Source organism: Micromonospora sp. RTGN7, assembly GCF_033804645.1.
Lineage (GTDB): Bacteria > Actinomycetota > Actinomycetes > Mycobacteriales > Micromonosporaceae > Micromonospora.
This window is the reverse complement of the sequence record NZ_JAPZLF010000013.1, coordinates 119839-139309: the sequence shown is the minus strand read 5'-3', so window position 1 is coordinate 139309 and position 19471 is coordinate 119839. Positions and strand designations below refer to the sequence as shown.

Sequence of the window (19471 nt, the reverse complement as noted above, 5' to 3'; positions counted from 1 at the left end):
TTCCCATGCGGCGATGAGTGTCGCATGCCCTTTTTTGAACCATTCCACAGACAACCGACGGGGTGTTGACGTGAGAAAGGCAATGATATTCGCGGCCACCGTGCTGCTGGCCGGAACCCTTTTCGTGGCCGCCCCGGCCCCCGGCACGACGCCGTCTTCTTTTCCCGGATCGGCGCCGCCGGCGGCGCGCAGGGCAAGGGCAGCTTCCGGTTCGGGGTGTCCAGCTCGGCCACCCAGATCGAGGACCAGAACCCGAACACCGACTGGTACCAGTGGACCCAGCCGGCCCCCGATGGGCTCGGCCGCAGCGCCTTCGTCGGTGAGGCAGTCGGCGGCTACACCCGGGCCATCCAGGACGTCCAGCTAATCAAGAAGATGAACGTCGACTCGTACCGCTTCGGCATCGAGTGGGCCCGGATCGAGCCCTGCCGCGGCGTCATCGACGAGGCCGCGTTGCGCCACTACGACCGGTTCATCAACGAGCTGCGCGCCAACGGCATCCGGCCGATGATTACCGTCTTCCACTTCGCGATGCCCACCTGGGTCGACAACGCCGAGGACATCGCCTGTGTCGGCGGGCCCTCCGACACCAACCTCTGCGGCCTCGCCCACCCGGTCGGCGGCAGGCTTGTGGTCCAGGAGATGGCCGAGCACGCCGCGCTGCTGGCCCGCCGCTCCGGTGACCGGGTCGACGACTGGGCCACCATCAACGAGCCCGGCGTCTACATGCTTTTCCCCAAGGGTTCGGCGCCGGCACGCCCGGCAAGGCGTACCTGAACACCAACTTCGCCGACGGCTACGTGCCCGCGCTGCGCAACCTCATCGACGCGCACGCTGGATGTACAAGGCCATCAAGAGCAACGACCTCACCGCCGCCTACCGCGGTGAACTGCCGGTTGACCAGATCCGGTGCCGGCGTGTGCCGGGGGTCCTTGCTTCGTGGAGCCGCCGCGCCAGCCGCGACGCAGGAACGCACCCTGCCAACCCTGCTTGACCATCAGCCGCTCGACGCGCTTGCGGCCCATGTGGGTTCTCAGCGCAGCTGATCCGTTCTCACTGAACCTGATCCGTACCTGATCCGTTCTCACGGAACTTGATCCGCCCGCGTCCTGTCTTGTGCGACCTGGCCCGCCGTCGGCTTGAACAGCGTTACGGACTCCACCGCGTCGGGCTCGACGGACCCCGGCCGCGCTATCCCTCACACGCCGAGCTGGACAAGGCCGCCCGCCAACACCGGGTCGAACTCCCACGCCACCGGCTCCGCCACGAAGTACGCCTCGCTGCTGGGGCCGCCGCGAACGAGGACCACCTCTTTGACCTGATCCGCGCGTCCGGCCTGCTCATCCGGCAACGCCTCGGTCGCCTCGACGAGGTCACCGGATACGCGGGGGGATGCCCGACCACCCCGCCGCCACTGGCGGCACGATCTGGTACGGCGGTGGCCGACTCGCACCCGACCTGGCCCTACCCAAGCTGCGTCATCGCTGGAGGGCAGCGCAACCCGCCAATCGTTGAACCAGGACCGTGGCCTGGACTACATCCACGACCCCGTACGCCAGAAACGCATCCTGGACGGATAACCCTATAGGGGGTATACAAGGGTTATGCTGTTCCTGATGGCGTGCGCGAGGGGGTTCCAGTGATGCCGAAGATCAACGTCTACCTGCCCGACGAGCTGGCCGAAGCGGTTAAGGAAGCCGGCGTGCCCGTCTCCGCCATCTGCCAGCGGGCGCTGGAACAGGCGGTGCGACGGGTCACCGCGATCCGGGAAACGACTCTGGGTGATCTGGACGACGCGGACCTAGCCGCCAGGCTGCCGCACTTCACGGGGCGGACCCGTGCGGCACTCAAGCTCGGCATCGAGCAAGCGGCAGAGGCGCCGGCGGTGGGCAGTGGGCATCTGCTCGGTGGCCTGCTGACCGAAGGCGGCAACCTGGCCCTACACGTCCTACGGGCGGTGGAGATCGAACCCGACCGAGTCGGCCGTGAGCTTGCCCGCCAGCCGTTGACAGAAGCTGGCGTCGCTGCGGAAGACGCGTCGCGGCGCTTCAGCGGTCCGGCGTCCAACGCGCTGGAGTTGGCCGTCACGGAGGCGACCGCGTTCGGACACAACTACGTCGGTTGCGAACACCTGCTGCTGGGGCTGATCGCCGAGCCCGACGGCACCGCCGGGCAGGTCCTGCGGTCGTTGGGTGCGGAACTGCGATTGACCCGCCGCGCGGTGGCGGCAGCCCTCGCTGGCTACGTGCACCTGCGGGCACAGACCCCGCAAGCAGCCGCCAGCGGGACGACGGAGACGGCGGCGGCGTTGGCCGCTGTGGTCCGCCAGGAACTACAGCCCATCGTGCACCGAATCGAACGGCTGGAGGAGCGGGCCGGTGTGGTCACCGAGAGCTGAAACCGGCCTCGACCACCCGCCCGGCTCGTCGCGGGGCCGGCCCGGTAGCCCGCCGGACGCCGGCCCGAACCGCACACCTGGAAGGCGCCCAAACGCGCGTGTCGTTCTGGCCGCGATCGCCGCGACGGCAACGTTCCTGCTGCTTCTGCTGCCATTGCTGGCCGCAACCCCGTAACGCCCCGACCGGACAGGTGAAGGAACCGTACGTGACCAAACGTGTGCTGCTCCTGGCGACCAAGGACACCATCGCCTACTCCCGCCGCCCCGGTCACGAGGCCGTCGCATCCGGTGCGGATCTCCTCAAGACCATCCCCGCGGACCTGCTGACCGCCGACGTGACCGTCGAGGACGTACTCGCCGAACCGAGCTGGGACATCTCACCAGCCACGATGCTGACACTGGCCCGCCGGGCCCGCGCCGCCATCCTCGACGACAACTTCGACGGCGTCGTGATCACCCACGGCACCGACACCCTGGAGGACACCGCCTTCCTCATCGACCTACAAGCCGGACCGGCCGCCCTACGCGGCGGGATCGTTCTGACCGGGGCGATGCGCCACCTGGACGACCTATCCACCGACGGCCCACGCAACCTCGCCTCGGCCATCACCGCCGCTGCAGACCGCGCCCTCGCCGGGGTCGGCGTCGTGGCCTGCCTCAACGACGAACTGCACGCCGCCCGCTGGGTCACCAAGGTCGACGCCACCAGCATGGCCGCATACTCCTCGGCGCCACATCCGCCGGTGGGCCGTGTGGTCGGCACCGGGGTCGAGATGCTGGCAACCCCGCCACCGAGGCCTCGGCAAGCACCACGAACTGCTGGCCCGGCGTCGGCGCACCGCGCCCGGCCCGTTCCTGCCGGTCGTCTACGTCACCGTCCCGCCAGCGGCCACGCCGAAGGTCCTCGCCGCTGAGTTCGCCCGGTTCCTCGGACTGCCCCTGCCCCGCAACCTCAACCAGGTCAACATCACCAACGCCGTCTGCGACGTGCTCTCCCAACTCGGCACCGACCTCGTGCTCGTCGACGAGATACACAACCTCAACCTGGCCACCCGGGTCGGCGCGGAAGCCTCCGACCAGCTCAAATACCTGGCCGAGCGGCTCCCCGCCACGTTCGTCTACGCCGGCATCGACGTCGAACACGCCGGTCTATTCTCTGGCGTCCGTGGCCGGCAGATCGCCGGCCGGTTCGCCTCGATCGCCACCACGGCGTTCGCCTACGGCACCCGCACCCAGCGCGAGCAGTGGGCCGCGCTGGTCAGCGCCCTCGAACACGCGCTACGCCTGCACCAGCACCGCACCGGTCCGCTGCTACGTCTCGCCGGCTACCTGCACGAACGCACCAGCGGCATGATCGGCAGCCTGTCCCACCTGATCCGCGACGCCGCGATCGAGGCCAACTTCGACGGCACCGAACGCATCACCAAGACGGCCCTGGACCGGGTCGTCCTCGACCACGCCGCCGAACATCCCCGGCTAGGCGCCGCATCAGCGGCCCGGCCACGCCGGATGCCCGCCCGCACGGCGGGCAGCGGAGCCGCCTGACCGTGCTCGACCCGCGCGATCCCTACTGGCAACGCCGCCTGCGCCCGTTGCCGATCCGAGTCCGGCCGACGCACCGCTACAAGATCCTTCGCCGCCGCCACCGAGACACCATCGGCGAGGCGTTCGCCGCAGCCGCCAGCATCACCCGCCTCTGGGGGCGAGGCCGGGTCGGTCACTACAGAGACAAGTCGGAGCAGATCAGCGCCCGCTGGAACGCCCGAGCCGAACACCTCCCGGACGTTCCCGACACCGTCATCCGATACCCGGAGACCATCGCGCTCACCGGACTGTTCACCTCGACCCCCGAACTGCTGCTCACCCCAACCGAGGACCGCGACGCCCCCTCCGCCATGCAGTTCCTCCTCGCCGCCGCCCGATGCCTCGATCATCCAGCGCCCGAACAGTTACTCCGCCCCGCCCATCCGCTGTTCCGCTGGGCCGGCGGCTGGGGCATGCCCGCCTGGTTCTGGCGCAATATCGAGGAGCCAGACCGGACGATCTACCGAACCCTGGCTCGGGGCTCAACCCGACTCCACCCTCAGGCCAAAGAGAGATCAGATCCGGTGAGAAGACGACGGCCTGGGGCTTCTCACCGAATCTGATCCGCTGCTGGTCGGCTGGCCGCCCCGGATCACCTTTGCTGAGAACCCACACGGCCCACGTAGATGCCGTCACGGCGTAGCTGCCGGTGGACCCGGTCCGCGCCGTAGGTGCGCCCCCACGTTTCCCAAATCTCGTGGATGTTGGAGAGCAACCCCAGATCGACCACGTTACGGTCGCAGGGCTGTTCGGCCTGCTTCACCCACGCGGACGATCATGCCCTGGCAGTGGCCCTGCCAGCCTGAGATGTTGACGGGGCGGCCGGTGCCTGGATAGGGCGGGTCAGGCGGCTCCACCAGAGAAAGGCCCCGTGACCAGGCGAAACGCCAAGGTCACGGGGCCTTCTTTCGATCTCGGTTCCACGTAAGTGGGGGCCGGTCAGAGCGGCCGAGGGGTGCCCCCGGGCTCGGTGAACGTCGGGTACGCGTTGCTGCTCTGTGGGGGCACGACGACGTCGGCGGGCCGGTCGAACCCGTCGGCCCGACCGCTGTCGCCCTTGCTCGTGGCGGCGTACTCGATGCCGGGGGTGCCGAGCTGGCGACCCTCGTCGATCGTGCCGCGCCAGCCGCCGGTCTCGACGCCCCGGCTCTCGATGTATTCCTTGAACCTGCCCAGGTCGGACTCGGCCTGCCGCTCGACGAGGTGCAGCTTCTCGCCGGCCTTCTCGACGATGCCCTCCGGCTCGTACTCCAGGGAGAGCTTGACCATTGTGCGGTCGGTGTCGACCGGCTGGAAGTGCACGGCGCCGGCGTTGGCCGCGCCCTCGGTGGCGGCCCAGGCGACCTTGCGGTCCGGGACCTGCTCGAGGATCTTGGCGTCCCACTCGCGGGTGACCCCGGCGATCTCGGCGACCCAGTGCATACGCTGGTCGTCGAGCTGGCGCACCTCTCTGACGGCGCCCATGAACCGGGGGAACTCCTCGAACTGCGTCCACTGGTTGTACGCGGTGCGGATCGGGACGTCCACCTCAAGGGACTTCTCTACCCTGATGGTCATCGATGCTCCTTCGGGTTGAGGTCTTCCGCGCTCTCGCGCGCCGGATTCTTCTCTCGTCCTCGAAGTGGTACCCCGGGGTGGGGGTCTCAACCAGGTCCACGCGGGACGCAGGACACACCCCGGCCAGGAAGAGCGGGGGGAAGTGTCGGTCGCGCTGGCTAGCATCTGCCGGTGACCGTGTCCTCAGAAGATCCCGTGCAGCTGCCGAACGCCGACGACGAGGCCCGGTTCTGGGCCCTGGTGGAGTCCGCGTGGGAGCCGCTGGGGCCCGAGCCCCGGGCGATCCGCCGCGCCCTCGCCGAGCGCGACCCGGCGGCCGGCGGCGTCGACATCTACGCCATCGACGCCTCGCTTCCCGCGTTCCTCGACAACCTCCGCACCCTCGGCGCAGACCTGTCCAGCGAAGAGTTGACCGCCCTCGACCGGGTGATGGAGCGGAAGCTCTACGACGTGGACCGCGCCGACATCCACGCCGTGACGGACGGCTCCGACGACGGTTTCCTCTACTGCCGGGGTCACCTCGTCGCCCTCGGGCGCGAGTTCTACGAGGCGGTGCGGGCCAATCCCGCCCTGGCCGTGCCCGACGGCGAGTGCGAGAGCATCTGCTACCTCTTCGCGCACCTGCACGACAAGCGGTTCGGCGGTTGGCCGCGCACCGGCTCGGGCATCTCCCGCGAGTCGTTCAGCAACACGGCGGGCTGGCGGGAGTAGCTCCCCGGGCGCGGGCGGTCACGGGGTCTCCGGCTGGTCGGGAAGTTCCCGCAGGCCACGCACGGGGGAGAGGAACACCCAGAACAGGCCGAGCAGCGCGCCGACGGTGGCGATCCAGAGCGCCGGCCGCAGGCCGAGGGTGGCCCCCAGTGTCCCGCCGAGCAGCGCGCCGACCGGCCGAATGCCGTAGTTGACCGTGCGCCGCGCCCCCATCGTGCGGGACAGCATCGAGTCGGGGGTGAGCGCGGTCTGCATCGAGTTGGTGGTGATGTCGAGCATCATCACGCCGACGCTGGCACCGAACTCGGCGACGAAGAGCATGCCGAGCACCAGCGGCGTCGGCCCGTCGGCCAGCGGGACGAGCAGCAGCGGGGCGGGAAAGGCCACGAAGCTCGCCACCATCGTCGGCCCGATTCCGAACCGGCGGGTCAGCCGGCCGGTGACCGCCGCTCCGAGCAAACCACCCACCGCGCCCGCGCCCAGCACCGCGCCGAGCACGCCGGGGGAGAGGCCCAGCTCCCGGATGGCGTAGAGCACGAAGAGCGCCGAGAACATGAAGTTGAAGAGGTTCAGAGTGGTGGTGCCGAGCAGGATGGACCGCATGGCGGGTGCCCGGGCGAGGAAGCGCAGCCCCTCGGTGATGCCGAGCCCGCCGCCGCGCACGGGCACCGGCTCCGTCGGCCGGATCCGCGCCAGGAAGTACGCGGACACCAGGTACGACGCGGCGTCGGCGAGCAGGGCGACCGGGGCGGTGAGCACCTGCACCAGAACGCCGCCGACGCTCGGGCCGGCGACCAGGGACATCGCCCGGCTGCCCGAGATAAGGGTATTCGCGGGCACGTAGTCGGGCTTGCGCACCAGCGATACGAACAGCGGCGCGCGCGCCACCTCGAAGAGCACGGCGAGGGTTCCCGACGCGAAGGCAACCAGGTAGAGCTGGGGCAGGGCCAGCAGGTCGAGCACGTACAGCACCGGCACGGTCGCCAGCAGGAGGGCCCGCCCGAGGTCGGCGAGGATCATCAGCCGGCGCTTGTGCGGCAGCCGGTCGACCCACGCGCCGGCGAGCAGCGAGAAGAGCAAGTTCGGGGCGAGGGCGGCGGCGGTCAGGTAGCCCATCTGGGCGGCCCCGGCCCCGGTGCCGAGCACCGCCAGCAGTGGCAGCGCGAGGATGGAGATCTCGTCGCCGAAGTAGGAGACGGTCTGCGCCGACCAGTACCGCCGGAACGTCCGCTCCCGCAGCAGTCGGGGCAGCCGGCCGCGCCGCGCGGGACCGCCGGGTGCGGTGGCGACCGGGGCGGCGGCCGTCTCACTGCTCACCGAGCACCGCCCGGCCGGAGTCGGGCGTGGTCGGATCCGCCGCCTCGGGTGTGTGGAGGCCCGGGTCGGGGGCGTCGGCACGCACCCGAGGCAGCGGGTTCGCGTCGACGAGGGCGAGCCGGATGAGGGTGACCCGGCGGGTGTCGGCCGGGCGGCGGGACGGGTCGGTGACGCGGTCGTGGTAGTCGGCGAGCAGGGCCTCGATCCGCCCGGTCAGGGCCGCCATCTCGTCGGCGGTCACGTAGAGCGGGTCGTCGCTGAAGCCGGTGACCGCGCGCCAGGCCGCCGGCTCGTCGGCCCGCCGGGCTATGAACTGCTCGGCCTGCCGGCTGTACAAGGCGAGCTGGGTGGCGTTCAGCGCGTCGGTGGCGGCCCGCATCTGCGGGTCGTCGGAGGCATCGTCCCAGGAGGTGACGACTGCGGTGGCCCGCCACGGGCGTTCCCGGGCGTCGCCGGCGGGGGCCCGCTCGGCGAGGCCGTACTTGGCGAGCTGGCGCAGGTGGAAGGAGCAGTTGGGAACGTTCTCGCTGAGCCGCGTGGCGGCCCGGGTGGCGGTCATCGGGCCCTCCCGCCGCAGTAGGCCGATCAGGGCCATCCGCAGGGGGTGGGCGTAGCCGCGCAGGGCGACCGGGTCGGAGAGCTTTACTCGAGGCAGCGTCATACCCTAAAGCTATCTTTATAAAGATAGCTTTAGTAATGGTCCATGCGGGGGCCGCGGGCGGGGCCGGACGCTCGCCGTCAGGTGTAGATCTTCGTCGCGTACTCTGGGCCGTAGTAGTGCTCCAGGTCGGCCAGGCTCTCCGCCGGGGCCTCGACCTCCTTGATCAGCCGAGCCCGCGACGGCAGCACGTCCGGCTGCCAGCTCTCCGGCCGCCACAGCTCCGAGCGGAGGAACGCCTTGGCGCAGTGGTAGAAGATCTGCTCGATCTCCACCACGACCGCGAGGACCGGCCGGTGGCCGTTGACCACCATGTCGTCGAAGAACGGGGCATCCCGCACCAGCCGGGCTCGGCCGTTGATCCGCAGGGTGTCCGTCCGGCCCGGGATCAGATAGAGCAGCCCGACGTGCGGGTTGTCGAGGATGTTGCGGTAGCCGTCCGCCCGTCGGTTGCCCGGCCGCTCCGGCACGGCGATCGTCGTGTCGTCTAGGACCAGGGTGAAGCCGGGTGGGTCGCCCTTCGGCGAGACGTCGCAGGTGCCGTCCGCGCCAGCCGTGGCGACCAGGCAGAACGGCGAGGCGGCCAGCCACTGCCGGTCCCGCTCGTGCAGGACCCGCCGCTCCTTTGCCGCCGCCCGGGCGTTCGGTGTCCCGAGCAACTCGCGCAGTTCCTCGGGCGAGGTGATCTCCACCGTCACGACATCCTCCCCCAACCGTTGATCCCGGTGGCGGCGAACGGCGCCGGTGCCGCAGCCCCCGTCGCGCCCCAGCCTAGTCCGGCGCGGCCAACGGGAGGTTTGTCCAATGGTGTCCCGGGTCCGCCAGACCCAGCCGCCCCGCAACGACCAACGGAGGCCGCGATGGAGAGCCGACTAAAGGTGCTCGGGCACCCCGTGCACCCGATGCTGATCACGTTCCCGGTCGGCCTGCTGATCACGGCGGTGATCTTCGACGTCGTCGACACCGTCGGCGGGCCGCGCCTACTCGGCGAGGTGGCGTACTGGAACATCACCGTCGGCCTGATCGGTGGCCTGCTGGCCGCGGTGGCCGGCACGTTCGACCTGCTCGCCATCCCCACCGGCACCCGCGCGAAGCGGGTGGGCCTCAGCCACGCCGCCGCGAACATCGCGGTGCTGCTGCTCTTCGCCGCCGTCTGGGTGGTTCGGCTCAACGCCGATTCCCGGGCGGCCGGCGGCGCGCTCATCGCCATCGAGCTGGTCGCGCTGGCCATCCTCTCCGGCAGCGCGTGGCTCGGCGGCGAGCTGGTCGACCGGCTCGGCGTCGGCGTCGACCGGGATGCCAACCTGGACGCGCCCAGCTCGCTGCGGGGCCCGGCGACCACCCAGCGGATCGGAGACGTGCGATGAGCGAACAGAGCAGTGGCCCCGGCGGGTTCGGCCGGGGCTGGCGCGGCCGGCAGCAGGGCTGGGACCCGATGGGTGAGCTCCAATCGCTGCGCGCCGAGCTGAGCCGGCTGGTCGGCGGCGGCCGGTCCGGCCCGCCCGAGGTGGAGCTGACCGAGACCGCCGAGGGCTGGGAGGCGGTGGTCCGGTTGCCCGGCGTCGCCCCCGAGGAGGTGGCCGTCGAGCTGGACGACCGGGAGCTCTGCGTGCGGGCCCGCTCCGAGGCCGAGGTCAACGCCGACCAGGGCATCCCGGGCGGCTTCGAGACCCGGGGCTTCGAGTACCGGGTCGACCTGCCGTCCCGGGTGGACCCCGACCGGATCGACGCGGTGATGGACCACGGCCTGCTCCGGGTCCGGCTACCCAGGGCGGCCCGGCCCGTGCCGCGCACCATCACCGTCGGCCGCACCGGCTACCGGGGCGCCGACGCGGGTACGTCCCACCCGGTCGATCCGGCCGCCGACCGGGAACTGCACCATCCCGACACGGCCATCGACGAGATCGACCGGCCGTAGCGGGCCGTGGTCACCCCGTCTCCGCTCGGCCCGGTCGGCGGACACGTGCCCGACGTCCAGCGGATCGCCGTGTTGCGCGCCAACGCGCTCGGCGACCTCATCTTCGTCCTGCCCGCGTTGGAGGCGCTCCGCTCCGCGTACCCGGAGGCGGAGATCGTGCTGCTCGGCGCGCCGTGGCACGCGGCGTTCTGGCGCGACCGGCCCGGCCCGGTGGACCGGGTGCTGGTGGTTCCGCCCGCGCCCGGCATCCGGTCGGCCGACCCGGGCGAACCGGAATCGTCGATGGACGACTTCCTGGCCGCGGCCCGCGCGGAACACTTCGACCTCGCGCTGCAACTGCATGGTGGGGGCGGCAACTCCAACCCGATCGTCAATGGCCTGGGCGCCCGGGTGACCGCCGGGCTGCGGGCCGAGGACGCCCCTCCCCTGGACCGCTGGACCCGGTACGTCTACTACCAGCACGAGGTGCTGCGCTACCTGGAGGTGGTTGCCCTGGTCGGGGCGCCGGCCACCACGATCGTCCCGACGGTGCTGGTCACCGACGCCGACCGGGCCGAGGCGGCCCGGGTGCTCGGCGAGCCCACGAAACCCCGGGTGGTGCTGCATCCTGGAGCCACCGACTCCCGACGGCGCTGGCCGGCCGAGCGCTTCGCCGAGGTGGCCCGCGCCCTGGTGGGCGACGGGTACGAGGTGCTGGTCACCGGCACCCCCGCCGAGGGTGAGGTGGTCGACCGGGTGGTCGCGGCGGCCGGGGTGCCGCTTCGCCCGCAGGTCGGCACGCTCGGCCTCGGCGGCCTGGCCGCCTGCTACGCCGACTGCGCCCTACTGGTCTCCAACGACACCGGCCCCCTGCATCTGGCCGCTGCGGTCGGCACCCCGACGGTGGGGATCTACTGGGTCGGCAACCTGATCAACTCCGGGCACCCGCTGCGCGGCCGGCACCGCCCGATCGCCTCCTGGACGGTGCGCTGCCCGGTCTGCGGGGTCGACTGCACCCCGGGGATCTACCCGCACCGCCCCGGCGACGGCGACTGCCCGCACCGCGACTCCTTCGTCGCCGACATCCCGGTGATCGAGGTCGTCGAGGCCGCCCGCGAACTGCTGGGTTGAAAGGAAGGGCACCTTATTAACGCCTGAGGTAGAGAAGGGCACCCTTCTCACCACCCCGATCCGGCTGACTCAGGCGGAATCGGCAAGGACCACCTCCCACGCCTCCACGTCCCGCTCGGTGACCGTCGTCGGCGACTCCAGGTGGTACGCGCCGCTGGGTAGGACGCCTGCGCCGCCGTGGCGCTCCAGCACGGCGAGCTGGGCGGCCACGTCCTCGCCCTGGTGTTTCTCCTGCACCCGCCGCCAGAAGTCGAAGCCGCCCGAGTCGACCAGCGCCGCCCGGTCGTAGAGCACACACCCGCCGATCCAGGACACCTTGTACGCCCGCCAGGCCCCCGGCGGCAGGTGCAGCTCCTCGGTGACGTGCAGCAGGTTCGCCGCGGAGTGGATCGACGCCCGCTGCCACTGCGGGGTGCCCGGCCGGACCCGCTCCGGAACCGGCCGGCCCGGCCACTCCTCGTAGTGCCGGTGAGTCTCCGGGCGCACGTCGTCGACGTACGACAGCCCGTGCACCGCGTTGCCGACGAAGCCGCAGCCCAGCTCGCCGATCGCGGTGACCAGCCGGCGCAGGGTCCCCGGCTCCAGCCAGACGTCGTCGTCGAGGCAGAGCACGTACCGGGCCGCCGAGCGGTCCAGCAGGTACGCCCGGTGCTCGGCCAGCCCGCGCCGGGGCAGCCGTCGGGTCAGCAGCACCGGGTTCCCCCGGTGGCGCAACGCCCGAACCAGGGTGGCCGCCGCCGGGTGGGCGTACGCGGGGTCGCCGTCGGACTGGTCGCTGACCACCACCCCGAACCCGGGCACGCCCTCCTGGGCGGCGAGCCCGGAGAGCGTAACCGCCAACTCGGCGGGGCGGTTACGGGTCGGGATCAGCACGTCGAGCTGCCGTTCCCGGCGGAACTTCCCGGCGTCGCCAGGATCGAGCGGACGGTTCACGCCGGCCTGCCCGGCACCGGAGCCGTGGCGTCGCGCGGCTCGCCGGAGGGAACCTGGTTGTGCGCGCGGATGCGCTCGATGATCGCCGAGGTGGAGCGGTCCGGCACGTATCCGAGGGTGCGGACCTGGCCACCGAGGCGGCGCACCAGCGGCGCCTCCGGCACCATCTCCGGAGGGTAGTCGCCGCCCTTGACGTACACGTCGGGGCGGACGGTCTCGATCAGCCCCGCCGGGGAGTCCTCCTCGAAGGTCACCACGTGGTCCACGCAGGCCAGCGCGGCGAGCAGGGCGACCCGGTCCTCCACCGGGTTGATCGGCCGGTCCGGCCCCTTCAGTCGGCGCACGCTGCCGTCGGAGTTGACCGCGACCACCAGCAGGTCGCCCAGGGCCCGGGCCTGCTGCAGGTAGTGCACGTGCCCGGGATGCAGCACGTCGAAGCAGCCGTTGGTGAACACCACCGACCGGCCCGCGCCCCGGTGGGCGTCCACGATCGTCGTCAGCTCGTCGGGGGTGACCAGCGACGAATGCCCGGGGTCCCCGGCCGGGAGGCCGAGCGCGTCGAGCAGATCCTCGCGCCGGCACACGCACGTTCCGGTGTCCGACACGGTGATGGTGGCGGCGAGCTGGGCAAGCTGCGCGGCGGTCGGTAGCGGCGCGTCGGCGGCCAGGGCCAGCGTCATGGCGGCCAGGTACGCGTCCCCCGCGCCGACCGTGTGGCTGGCCGGTACCGGGGTGCTGTGGCTGCGCCGGGGTGCCCCCTCCGCGCTGCCGACCACCGCGCCGTCGGTGTCCAGGGTCACCGCGACCACGGCCGCCCCGGTATGCGCGCGCAGCTCGGCGAGGCGGGACTCGGCCAGCACGGCCCGGTCCACCCCGGCGCCGGCCTCCGCGTTCACCGTGACGCCCGTGCCGGTGACGCTGAGCCCGTCGCCGGTCGTCGCCACCCGGTCCTCGCCCGGCGTCGGCGCGCCGGTCAGGCCCATCGTCCGGCCGAGCGGCCTTCCCGCCGCTGACCCCCTCCCGCCGGGCGGCATTCCGCCCGCCGGGGCCGCCCCGCCTCGGCGCTCACCATGGTTCCCGGCCACCACGTCTGTGGCGGCAGAGTGGTTGCCCGGCGCGGTCCCCACGCTCAGCTCCGACGGCCCGTCGGGCGGGTCGGCGTCGGGGTGGTCCAGGTGCAGGTGGGAGTCGGTGCGGGCGGCGGCGCGGGCGAGCAGCCGGGTCGCCTCGGCAAAGCTCGGGGTGACCACGGTCGGCGCCAGACCCCGCCATTCGGCGAGGTCGTGCGCGTCGAGCGCGACCGTGGCGTATCGGTCCCGGGCGGTGACCAGCCAGGCGCGGACGGGCGTGGGCAGCGAGCCCAGCCCGTAGTCGCAGACCACCAGGGTGGGCGCCTCGCCGCCGGCGGCGGCCCGCAGCTCCTCGGTGGCGCACTCCAACGCCGTGAGCAGCCGGGCCACGCCGTCGTCGTCGAGCACGTCGTCCGGGTCGCCGGAGTCCTCGCGGAGCAGGATCTGGTTGCCGGCGAGCATCCGTCGCTTCACCGGGGTCGGCCGGCCGGGCTGGTTGACGGTCCGGTCCCAGACCCCGGCCCGGTCCAGGCAGTCGTGCAGCTCGTCCCCGGCGACATCCGCGCCGACCGGGGCGACCAGCACCGCCCGCCCGCCGAGGGCCGAGACGTTGACGGCGGTGTTCGCCGCCCCGCCGGCGGCCGACATGCGCCGGCGCAGGCTCAGGACCGGGGCGGGTGCCTCCCGGCAGAGCCGATCGGGTTCCGCGAACCGCCACTCGTCGAGCATGGCGTCGCCGATCACCAGCACGGGGCGTCCCAGCCAGCTCTCCACGACGGTGGCGAGCCGGCGCTCTTCCGCTGCTGCTCCTGCCATGCCCGTCGGGTCCCCCGCGGGTGTCGGGTCAAACCTGGCCCCCCCTCGCCCTGAGCGCGGCCGACGTGGGGGTTTCGGACCACGGCGGGACGAACGACGTGGACGTGATCGCCGCCGACGGATCGCCGGCACCGGGCATGTTTTCCGCAGGACGGGAAAGAAGGCGAGGTGACCAGCGAAGCCCCGCCCCGACCACTGTTGACCCCCCGTCAGCTTCGCCTGCTGTTGTTCGGCCTGATGACGGGCATGCTGCTCGCCGCGCTGGACCAGACGATCGTCGGTACGGCGCTGCCCACCATCGTCGGCGAGCTGGGCGGCATCGACCACTACTCCTGGGTGGTCACCGCGTACCTGCTCGCGTCCACCGCCTCCACCCCGCTGTACGGCAAGATGGCCGACCTGTACGGGCGCCGGCCGGTCTTCCTCTTCTCGATCGGCATGTTCCTGCTCGGCTCGTTGCTGGCCGGGCTGTCGCAGAACATGACCCAGCTGATCGTGACCCGGGGGGTGCAGGGCCTCGGCGCGGGCGGCCTGATGACGTTGGCGTTCATCATCATCTCGGACGTGGTGTCCCCCCGGGAGCGGGGCCGTTACCAGGGGTTGTTCGGGGCGGTGTTCGGCATCTCCTCGGTGGCCGGGCCGCTGGTCGGCGGATACTTCGCCGAGAACAACTGGCGGTGGATCTTCTACATCAACGTGCCGCTGGCGATTTTGGCCATCGTGGTCTGCTACCACGTCCTGCGGCTGATCCCGTTCGAGCGGCGGGATCACACGATCGACTGGCTCGGGGCGGGGCTGCTGGTCGTCGGGGTGAGCTGTGTGCTGCTCGCGCTGAGCTGGGGCGGCACCTCGTACGCCTGGGGCTCACCGCTGATCATCGGGCTCTTCGTGGTCGGGGCGGTGCTGGCCGGGCTCTTCCTGGTCCAGGAGACCCGGGCCGGCGAGCCGATCCTGCCGCTGCGGCTGTTCCGCAACCGGACGTTCGCGCTGGCCAACGGTGCCGGCTTCGTCCTCGGCCTGGTGATGTTCGGGTCGATCATCTTCATCCCGTTGTACCTCCAGATCGTCCGGGGCGCCTCGCCGACCCGCAGCGGTCTGCTGATGTTGCCGATGATGGCCGGCATCATCGTCACCTCGATCGTGACCGGCCGGGCGATGAGCCGGATCGGCCGGTACAAGTGGTTCCCGGTAGCCGGCTCGGCGGTGCTGCTCACCGGGATGCTGCTCTTCACCCAGCTCCAGGTCGGCACGTCGCTCTGGCTGGCCTTCGCCTACATGGTGGTGATCGGCGTCGGGCTGGGCCTGTCCATGCAGTCGCTGATCCTCGCCGTGCAGAACGCCATCGACGTCCGGGACCTGGGGGCGGGCACCTCTGCGGCGACGTTCTTCCGGTCGCTGGGCGGCTCGTTCGGGGTGGCGATCCTCGGGGCGGTGCTCTCCTCCCGGCTCACCGGCCAACTGGCCGACCGGCTGCCGGGCGCGATCGCCCAGCTCCCGCCGGATCAGCGGGCGGCGGTGGCGGCCCGGGGCGGGACGAGCATCTCGATCGATGACCCGGCGACGATCCTGGCCCTGCCCGGCCCCGTCCGGGCCGCCGTCCAGGGTGCGTTCGTCGAGTCGCTACAGATGGTCTTCCTGACCACCGGGCTGGTCGCCGTGGTAGCGGTGCTGCTGACCCTGGCCCTGCCGAACCACCAGCTACGCGGTGCCGGCCAGCAGGGCGCCACCGGTGGTGCCGACCCGCTCGGTGGGAAGGCCCCCGCCCCCGGCGGCCGGCCGCTGGCGAAGGAGTCGAAGGCTGAGGCCGCCACCGACATGGAGGCCAAGAGTCAGACCATGCTCTGACCTGACCTGACCTGACCCGACCCGACCCGACCCGACCCGACCCGACCCGGCGGAGGGTCAGGTGCCCGCCGGCCTCGGGATCACTTGAGGATCAGCCGGTTGGTCTGCTCGAAGACGTCCAGGTCCGCCAGGGTCTCGGTGACCGACGTGGAGAGCGGGGTGGGGAACCGGCTGCGGTGGAAGAATCCCGCGTCGGTCGTCTCGTCGGTCATCCGGATCAGGCCGCCGTCCCAGTCCTCGACCCGGAAGGCGACCGTGAAGACCTGGTAGGTGTGGCCGTACATGTTGGTGTTGACGCGGTCGGGGCCGGTGTAGAGGGCGAACGCGCCTACCCGCAGGGCGCGCAGCCCGGTCTCCTCGCGCACCTCGCGGACCGCGCAGTCGGCGATCGACTCGCCCAGTTCCATCGCGCCGGCCGGCATCGCCCACTGCCCGTTGTCGGAGCGTCGGATCAGCAGCACCCGCCCGGCGTTGTCGCGGACCACGGCGCGGGCTCCGACGAACATCAGGGTGCGGTCACCGGCGAGGGCGCGAAGCTGCCCCACGTACGAGTCGGCCCAGGAGATGCTCACTCGGACAACTTACGGGGGTTCCCAACGTGTGACCGCCGACATTAGTTTGTTACCCATGCGTAGCACGATGATGGACGCCCCCCTCCAGGTCGCCCGGATCCTCGAGCACGGCTCGACCGTGCACGGCGCCGCCGAGGTGGTCACCTGGACCGGCGGGGGGTCCCGCCGAATGTCGTACGCCGAGGTGGGGCGCACCGCAGCCCGGCTGGCCCACGCGCTGCGTGACGAGTGCGGGGTGACCGGCGACGAGCGGGTCGCCACCTTCATGTGGAACAACGCCGAGCACCTGGTGGCGTACTTCGCCGTGCCGAGCATGGGTGCCGTGCTGCACACGCTCAACATCCGGCTCTTCCCCGACCAGGTCGTCTACATCGCCAACCACGCGCAGGACCGGGTGGTGCTGGTCGACTCGACGTTGATGCCGCTGCTGGCCCGGGTGATCGGCGAGCTGGCCACGGTGCGACACGTGGTGGTGGTCGGCGGCGGTGACCCCGCCCCGCTGCTGGCGGCGGCCGGCGACCGGATCGCCGTACACCACTGGGACGCCCTGCTGGCCGGCCGGCCGGAGGTCTTCGACTGGCCGGAGGTGGACGAGCGCGACGCCGCCGCCCTCTGCTACACCTCGGGGACCACGGGCAACCCCAAGGGGGTCGCCTACTCACACCGGTCGATCTACCTGCACTCGTTGCAGGTCTGCATGCCGGAGGGGTTCGGCCTCGGGCCGACCGACCGGGATCTGGCCATCGTGCCGATGTTCCACGCCATGTCCTGGGGGTTGCCGTACGCGGCGTTCCTCTCCGGGGCGTCGCTGATCATGCCGGACCGGTTCCTCCAGGCCGCCCCGATCGCCGAGATGATCGCCGCCGAGCGGCCCACCCTGGCGGGCGCGGTGCCGACCATCTGGAATGACGTGCTGGCCTACCTGGACGCCCACGACGTGGACATCTCCTCGCTGAAGGAGGTGATTGTCGGCGGGTCGGCCTGCCCGCCCGTGCTGATGCACGCGTTCGACGACCGGCACCACATCGACGTGATCCACGCGTGGGGGATGACCGAGATGTCCCCGCTCGGCTCGGTGGCCCGGCCGCCGGCCGGGGCGACCGGCGAGGATGCCTGGCGCTACCGGTACACCCAGGGCCGGGTTCCGGCCGGGGTGGCCGCGCGGATCGTCGGCCCGCTGGGCGAGCCGCTGCCCGCCGATGGGGCCTCCGTCGGCGAGCTGGAGGTCCGCGGGCCGTGGGTGACCTCCAGGTACGTCGGTGAGGACGCCCCGGACGAGGAGAAGTTCCGCGACGGCTGGCTGCGCACCGGCGACGTCGGCACGCTCTCTCCCGACGGGTACATCACGCTCACCGACCGGGCCAAGGACGTGATCAAGTCCGGCGGTGAGTGGATTTCGTCGGTCGAGCTGGAGAACGCCCTGATGGCCCACCCGGCGGTGCTGGAGGCCTGCGTGGTGGGCGTGCCCGACGAGCGCTGGGACGAGCGCCCGCTGGCCACGGTCGTGGTCCGGGAGGGCGTCGAGGTGACCGCCGAGGAGCTGCGCGAGTTCCTCGCCGGGTCGGTGGCCCGCTGGCAGTTGCCGGAGCGGTGGGCCTTCATCGACGCGGTCCCGAAGACCAGCGTCGGCAAGTTCGACAAGAAGGTGGTGCGCTCCCGGTACGCCGATGGCGGGCTGAGTGTCCGGGAGCTGACAACGCCGTAACGCTTTCAGGCGGATCCTCGCCTGAATGGGTAGGGACGTACTCCTGAAACATCCCTCCCCAGGGGGCGGCCCCGGCGTTCGCACCGCGCCGGGGCCGCCCGTCTCATGCGGGATGTCCCGCCCCTCCATTGTTGCGAAACTTGTTCGGCTCTGTCCTGCCGTCGGGGAAACAGCCGGTGAAACCCGTTTCAGTCGGTCGTGGTGATCAGGACCTTTCCGACCACGGAGTTCTCCACCGCCTCGTACGCCGCCGCCGTGCCGGCCAGCACATGGTGGTGCAGCGGCAGCCCGGCCGCCTCGCCGACGCGTACGCCGCCCTGCGCCTTCGCTGGCCCGTCCGCTGCTGCTCATCGTCGGCATCACCTGGGGGCTGGCCGGGCTGGTGTTCCTGCTCTTCGGCGCGCTCAACTACTTCACCCACATCGGCCTGATCGTCGACACCCAGTAGCCGGCCGCCGTCGGCCAGCCGGTGGACAGTCGCGGCCCCGCCGCACCGGATCAACCCAGCGCGGCGACGGCCTCCGGCGTCAGCTCGCCCACCGTCGCCAGCACCACGGCCGCGAGTGCCTCGGCCTCGGGATCCAACGGGTACGCCCCGTGCGGCACCGCCACCACCCGCATCCCGGCGGCGGCGGCCGACCGTACCCCGTTCGAGGAGTCCTCGACCGCGACGCAGCGGGCCGGATCGACGCCGAGCCGCCCCGCGACGGCCAGGTACACGTCGGGGGCGGGCTTGCCGCGCGCGGTCTCCTCGGTCGACAGCGTCGCGCCGAACGCGTCGGTCAGGCCCGTCGCGGCCAGCGCCGCCGCGATCAGCCGCGTCGGCGAGGAACTCGCCAGCCCCAGCGGCCACCGCCCGGCCAGCCGGCGCACGACCTCGTCGGCCCCGTCGATCAGCGGTACGCGCTCCGCGTACCGCCGGGTCATCTCCTCGACGACCTCGGCGGCGACCTGCTCGGCCGTCCGGTCGACGCCCAGCTCGCCGCTGAGGTACCGGGCCCACTCGCCCGTGCTCATCCCCATCAGCCGACGCTGCGTGTCCGGTTGCCAGGTGCCGCCGTGCGCCGCCACGTACGCCCGGCGGACCTCCTCCCAGACCGGCTCGGAGTCCACGATCACGCCGTCCAGGTCGAAGACCACCGCATCCGCCACACCCCCCATCCTGCCCGACCCGGCGCGGCCCGGCGACGGGCAGGCCGCCCCCGAACGTCGGGGCGGTGGGCGGAGCGACCGGGCACCGGGCCGGCCGGCGGAGCGACAGGGTGGCAGGGCGGCCG

The 19471-nt window shown here is 71.9% G+C and carries 19 protein-coding genes and 2 pseudogenes; 11 read left to right on the top strand and 10 right to left on the bottom strand.

Going from position 1 to position 19471, the window contains the following annotated elements:
• Window positions 1–87: 87 nt before the first annotated feature.
• The 5 genes from SNR22_RS20325 to SNR22_RS20305 all read left to right on the top strand — a co-directional run bounded on the left by SNR22_RS20325 (window position 88) and on the right by SNR22_RS20305 (window position 4545).
• Entirely contained in the window at window positions 88–777 is a 690-nt protein-coding gene (locus SNR22_RS20325; RefSeq protein ID WP_320068253.1) for a family 1 glycosylhydrolase, read from the top strand.
• 865 nt (window positions 778–1642) lie between these two features.
• Window positions 1643–2398 (top strand): Clp protease N-terminal domain-containing protein, encoded by a 756-nt coding sequence (locus SNR22_RS20320; RefSeq protein WP_320068198.1) that lies wholly within the window; start codon window positions 1643–1645, stop codon window positions 2396–2398.
• Window positions 2399–2604: 206 nt separating this feature from the next.
• Window positions 2605–3312, top strand: coding sequence for an asparaginase domain-containing protein (locus SNR22_RS20315; protein ID WP_320068197.1), 708 nt, complete (start codon window positions 2605–2607; stop codon window positions 3310–3312).
• The gene (locus tag SNR22_RS20310) at window positions 3215–3943 is read left to right on the top strand and encodes an ATP-binding protein (protein WP_320068252.1); all 729 of its coding nucleotides are present in this window, start codon (window positions 3215–3217) and stop codon (window positions 3941–3943) included. Before SNR22_RS20315 ends, SNR22_RS20310 begins: the two co-directional genes overlap by 98 nt.
• 2 nt (window positions 3944–3945) lie before the next feature.
• Window positions 3946–4545: a hypothetical protein gene (locus tag SNR22_RS20305; RefSeq protein ID WP_320068196.1), complete on the top strand. Its 600-nt coding sequence runs from the start codon at window positions 3946–3948 to the stop codon at window positions 4543–4545.
• A gap of 29 nt (window positions 4546–4574) precedes the next feature.
• Here the strand turns inward: SNR22_RS20305 and SNR22_RS29425 are convergent, their stop codons facing one another.
• Window positions 4575–4712: an IS3 family transposase gene (locus SNR22_RS29425; protein WP_413775667.1), complete on the bottom strand. Its 138-nt coding sequence runs from the start codon at window positions 4710–4712 to the stop codon at window positions 4575–4577.
• Window positions 4713–5089: 377 nt separating this feature from the next.
• Window positions 5090–5539 (bottom strand): annotated as a pseudogene (locus tag SNR22_RS20300) (SRPBCC family protein); the annotation flags it as partial.
• A gap of 171 nt (window positions 5540–5710) precedes the next feature.
• On the opposite strand from SNR22_RS20300, the gene SNR22_RS20295 reads away from it, so the two are divergent.
• Entirely contained in the window at window positions 5711–6250 is a 540-nt protein-coding gene (locus SNR22_RS20295; RefSeq protein WP_320068195.1) for a DUF4240 domain-containing protein, read from the top strand.
• Window positions 6251–6268: 18 nt separating this feature from the next.
• Here SNR22_RS20295 and SNR22_RS20290 read toward each other — a convergent pair whose 3' ends face one another.
• The 3 genes from SNR22_RS20290 to SNR22_RS20280 all read right to left on the bottom strand — a co-directional run bounded on the left by SNR22_RS20290 (window position 6269) and on the right by SNR22_RS20280 (window position 8923).
• On the bottom strand, window positions 6269–7567 hold the full coding sequence (locus SNR22_RS20290; protein ID WP_413775664.1) for an MFS transporter: 1299 nt from the start codon (window positions 7565–7567) through the stop codon (window positions 6269–6271).
• Window positions 7557–8228, bottom strand: a complete 672-nt coding sequence (locus SNR22_RS20285) for a helix-turn-helix domain-containing protein (protein ID WP_320068194.1) — start codon at window positions 8226–8228, stop codon at window positions 7557–7559. The genes SNR22_RS20290 and SNR22_RS20285 overlap by 11 nt, the downstream gene beginning before the upstream one ends.
• A gap of 77 nt (window positions 8229–8305) precedes the next feature.
• Window positions 8306–8923, bottom strand: a complete 618-nt coding sequence (locus SNR22_RS20280; protein WP_320068193.1) for a pyridoxamine 5'-phosphate oxidase family protein — start codon at window positions 8921–8923, stop codon at window positions 8306–8308.
• A gap of 162 nt (window positions 8924–9085) precedes the next feature.
• Between SNR22_RS20280 and SNR22_RS20275 the strand changes: the two genes are divergently transcribed.
• From SNR22_RS20275 to SNR22_RS20265, 3 genes are read left to right on the top strand one after another with little or no spacing between them, the layout of a single operon-like run.
• The gene (locus SNR22_RS20275) at window positions 9086–9592 is read left to right on the top strand and encodes a DUF2231 domain-containing protein (protein ID WP_320068192.1); all 507 of its coding nucleotides are present in this window, start codon (window positions 9086–9088) and stop codon (window positions 9590–9592) included.
• A complete protein-coding gene (locus SNR22_RS20270; RefSeq protein WP_320068191.1) occupies window positions 9589–10143 on the top strand; it encodes an Hsp20/alpha crystallin family protein in 555 nt (184 codons plus the stop codon). Before SNR22_RS20275 ends, SNR22_RS20270 begins: the two co-directional genes overlap by 4 nt.
• A 6-nt stretch (window positions 10144–10149) precedes the next feature.
• Window positions 10150–11253, top strand: coding sequence for a glycosyltransferase family 9 protein (locus SNR22_RS20265; protein ID WP_320068190.1), 1104 nt, complete (start codon window positions 10150–10152; stop codon window positions 11251–11253).
• A 69-nt stretch (window positions 11254–11322) separates the two neighbouring features.
• Here the strand turns inward: SNR22_RS20265 and SNR22_RS20260 are convergent, their stop codons facing one another.
• Together SNR22_RS20260 and rfaE2 are read right to left on the bottom strand one after the other, a co-directional pair.
• Window positions 11323–12186 carry a glycosyltransferase family A protein gene (locus SNR22_RS20260; RefSeq protein WP_320068189.1) on the bottom strand — a complete coding sequence of 288 codons (864 nt, stop codon included), beginning with the start codon at window positions 12184–12186 and terminating at the stop codon, window positions 11323–11325.
• Window positions 12183–14072 carry a D-glycero-beta-D-manno-heptose 1-phosphate adenylyltransferase gene (gene rfaE2, locus SNR22_RS20255; protein WP_320068188.1) on the bottom strand — a complete coding sequence of 630 codons (1890 nt, stop codon included), beginning with the start codon at window positions 14070–14072 and terminating at the stop codon, window positions 12183–12185. Before rfaE2 ends, SNR22_RS20260 begins: the two co-directional genes overlap by 4 nt.
• Window positions 14073–14240: 168 nt before the next feature.
• Here rfaE2 and SNR22_RS20250 point away from each other — a divergent pair, with 168 nt between their 5' ends.
• Window positions 14241–15917, top strand: a complete 1677-nt coding sequence (locus SNR22_RS20250; protein ID WP_320068187.1) for an MDR family MFS transporter — start codon at window positions 14241–14243, stop codon at window positions 15915–15917.
• Window positions 15918–15997: 80 nt separating this feature from the next.
• On the opposite strand, the gene SNR22_RS20245 is transcribed toward SNR22_RS20250, so the two are convergent.
• Window positions 15998–16489 (bottom strand): NUDIX domain-containing protein, encoded by a 492-nt coding sequence (locus tag SNR22_RS20245; protein WP_320068186.1) that lies wholly within the window; start codon window positions 16487–16489, stop codon window positions 15998–16000.
• Window positions 16490–16559: 70 nt separating this feature from the next.
• Between SNR22_RS20245 and SNR22_RS20240 the strand changes: the two genes are divergently transcribed.
• The gene (locus SNR22_RS20240; RefSeq protein ID WP_320068250.1) at window positions 16560–18194 is read left to right on the top strand and encodes a fatty acid--CoA ligase; all 1635 of its coding nucleotides are present in this window, start codon (window positions 16560–16562) and stop codon (window positions 18192–18194) included.
• 188 nt (window positions 18195–18382) lie between these two features.
• Here SNR22_RS20240 and SNR22_RS20235 read toward each other — a convergent pair.
• Both SNR22_RS20235 and SNR22_RS20230 read right to left on the bottom strand, forming a co-directional pair.
• Window positions 18383–18523, bottom strand: a pseudogene (locus tag SNR22_RS20235) (NADPH:quinone reductase); the annotation flags it as partial.
• A gap of 169 nt (window positions 18524–18692) precedes the next feature.
• On the bottom strand, window positions 18693–19346 hold the full coding sequence (locus SNR22_RS20230; RefSeq protein WP_413775663.1) for an HAD family hydrolase: 654 nt from the start codon (window positions 19344–19346) through the stop codon (window positions 18693–18695).
• Window positions 19347–19471: the final 125 nt, after the last annotated feature.

What these genes read in the sequence shown, in the direction of transcription:
- SNR22_RS20285 (WP_320068194.1), bottom strand. Translation starts at nt 8,228, where the DNA reads ATGACGCTGCCTCGAGTAAAGCTCTCCGACCCGGTCGCCCTGCGCGGC.
- SNR22_RS20320 (WP_320068198.1), top strand. Translation starts at nt 1,643, where the DNA reads ATGCCGAAGATCAACGTCTACCTGCCCGACGAGCTGGCCGAAGCGGTT.
- SNR22_RS20240 (WP_320068250.1), top strand. Translation starts at nt 16,560, where the DNA reads ATGGACGCCCCCCTCCAGGTCGCCCGGATCCTCGAGCACGGCTCGACC.
- rfaE2 (WP_320068188.1), bottom strand. Translation starts at nt 14,072, where the DNA reads ATGGCAGGAGCAGCAGCGGAAGAGCGCCGGCTCGCCACCGTCGTGGAG.
- SNR22_RS20270 (WP_320068191.1), top strand. Translation starts at nt 9,589, where the DNA reads ATGAGCGAACAGAGCAGTGGCCCCGGCGGGTTCGGCCGGGGCTGGCGC.
- SNR22_RS20275 (WP_320068192.1), top strand. Translation starts at nt 9,086, where the DNA reads ATGGAGAGCCGACTAAAGGTGCTCGGGCACCCCGTGCACCCGATGCTG.